Below are 2401 nucleotides of genomic sequence, written 5' to 3' on the forward strand. Positions count from 1 at the left end.
TTATCCTGATCCTGCTGGATATTTTAATTACCATAGGAACCTTCCGACTGTAAAGATCAATTTCTATTTTTGCACTTCAATAGCACGATCGATATGACCGCTCTTGTTCTTTATGTCCTGCTCTGGCTTTGGGATAACCGGACGTTCGATTCCATCACGAAAGCGAATCAGCGCAAAATTGACGCTGAGCAAGCCTACCAAAGCAAAGAATTTGCACGTTCCGCCGACCTTTACAGCCAGATTACCTACGGCTCCATTTTTTCAGATCCGGCAGCGCGGCTTAACCTGGCCCATTCCTATTACAGCATGCGGAAATACAATGCCGCATTAAAGCATTATCTACTGCTGAGCGACATTGAAAATCAGTCCATTGCTTCCATTGCCAATACCCAGATTGCATTGATCAGAGTGGAACGGAAAGACACAGCCAACGCTTTGGCCAGTCTTAAAACCGCATTGCGGCTTGAACCCGGGAATGACCTCGCGCGGCAGAATTATATTATCCTTAAAAAGAATTTTTCAGGTCAGGAGGCGGATTCAGATCTACTTACCAAAAAACAGAAATCAACCCAACAGAACCAAACGCAGGAAAACCGGCCGGCAGAACCAGGCCCGCCGACAGACGGCCGCGAGCTGACCAACGATGCCAGGAAAGAAGAACTGCTGAAAAGTCTCAAACAAATGAATATGTCTGAGGATCAGGCAAGGGCGATATTGGATGCGATGAAATCGAACGAAAGCCAATATATTTACCAGCTTCGCAGGAAGCAATACAACAGCCAGACCAAGAAGAACGACGAAATAGAGTGGTAATTTTAATATAAAACATGAATAGCATTTCAGGAACCAACTTCCAGTTTCCAGGACAGACAGGATTTTACAAAGGAAAAGTGAGGGACGTTTATTCTTTCGAAAAACGCCTCGTGATGGTTGCTACCGACCGGATCTCCGCATTCGACGTGATACTGCCCCGCGCAATACCGTACAAGGGTCAGGTTTTGAACCAGATCGCAGCGCACTTTCTGAATGCAACTTCCGATATCGTACCTAACTGGCTGCTGGAAGTGCCCGATCCAAATGTGAGCATTGGTCTGAAATGTCAGGCTTACCCGGTGGAAATGGTCGTGAGAGGCTACCTCGCTGGTCACGCCTGGCGTGAGTATTCACTTGGAAAAAGAACAGTCTGCGGCGTGTCGCTTCCTGACGGGCTGAAAGAAAACGACAAGCTGCCAGCTCCTATCATCACGCCTACTACAAAAGCGCACGAAGGACACGATGAAGATATTTCGAAGGAAGAGATACTGGCACAGGGACTTGTAAGCGAAGACGAGTACACACAGCTTGAAAAATACACATTGGCGCTCTTCGCAAAAGGAACCGAAATGGCCGCAGATCAGGGATTGATACTGGTGGATACCAAATATGAATTCGGGCAACTTGACGGAGTGATTTACCTGATCGACGAGATTCATACACCGGATTCTTCCAGGTACTTCTATCAGGACGTTTACGCAGAAAATCAACGTGCGGGACTTCCACAAAAACAGCTTAGCAAGGAATTTGTAAGAGAATGGCTGATTCAAAACGGGTTCCAGGGAAAAGAAGGACAATCGGTGCCGGAAATGACCGACGAGCGCATAGAACTGATCTCTGCGCGCTACATCGAGCTTTTTGAAAAAGTTACCGGTAACAGTTTCCAGAAGAACAACCTGGATAACCCGCTTAAAAGAATCGAGGAAGCAATCCTCAAAACATTATAAATGCTGATTTAGAAATTTCATTCAAACTATTGTTTTGACCAAACAACACCAACAATGAACTTTAAACTGGAAAAGAAAGAACAATACGTCTATATAGAGCTGGAAGAACCTGCTTTTGCGGGCGAAGTACCGGCTTCATTTGAAGAAACTGCGAGGTCGCTTTTCAGGGAGGGATACCACAGCCTGATTGTCAACATGCAAACCGTTAAATCAGTAGATGCGCCGGGTACTGCGATCTTAAAAAAGATAAACTGGTTGTGTGCCAATGATCTTGGCTTACTGGTGATCGTAACGCGGGATGATGATTTTATCGATTTGCTAGAAGCATTGAAGATCCCCGACCTGAATATTCTCCCAACGAAAGAAGAGGCGATCGACGCTGTTTTCATGCATAACCTAGAAAACCAGTTCGGCGCTGGCGACGATGATTACGACGACGAGGACTACGAAGGCGTAAGCGAATCCAAAGAGCCTTAATAATCACAGTCTCAAAAAGAAAGCCACTTCTGCATCAAACCGGAAGTGGCTTTTTTGCTCTCCTCGATCCTCCCTCACATCCCTCCTCCTTCCTCCCTCGTTTAAGACTTTCCCAAGTCGCATTTTGCAATCTTCCAAGTTGGCCAAAACATGGTTTTTGATTT

General features: G+C 45.9%; 3 protein-coding genes. All 3 read left to right on the forward strand.

Annotation, left to right across the window (positions count from 1 at the left end):
* Positions 1-93 precede the first annotated feature (93 nt).
* Genes ACTIE6_RS22690 through ACTIE6_RS22700 form a run of 3 tightly spaced genes read left to right on the forward strand, consistent with a single transcriptional unit; the run spans position 94 to position 2237 of the window.
* Positions 94-813, forward strand: a complete 720-nt coding sequence (locus tag ACTIE6_RS22690; RefSeq protein ID WP_439558803.1) for a hypothetical protein — start codon at positions 94-96, stop codon at positions 811-813.
* A 14-nt stretch (positions 814-827) separates the two neighbouring features.
* Positions 828-1760, forward strand: a complete 933-nt coding sequence (locus ACTIE6_RS22695; protein ID WP_439558804.1) for a phosphoribosylaminoimidazolesuccinocarboxamide synthase — start codon at positions 828-830, stop codon at positions 1758-1760.
* 54 nt (positions 1761-1814) lie between these two features.
* On the forward strand, positions 1815-2237 hold the full coding sequence (locus ACTIE6_RS22700; protein WP_439558805.1) for an STAS domain-containing protein: 423 nt from the start codon (positions 1815-1817) through the stop codon (positions 2235-2237).
* Positions 2238-2401: the final 164 nt, after the last annotated feature.

The organism is Dyadobacter sp. (assembly GCF_051859145.1).
Classification (GTDB): Bacteria; Bacteroidota; Bacteroidia; order Cytophagales; family Spirosomataceae; genus Dyadobacter.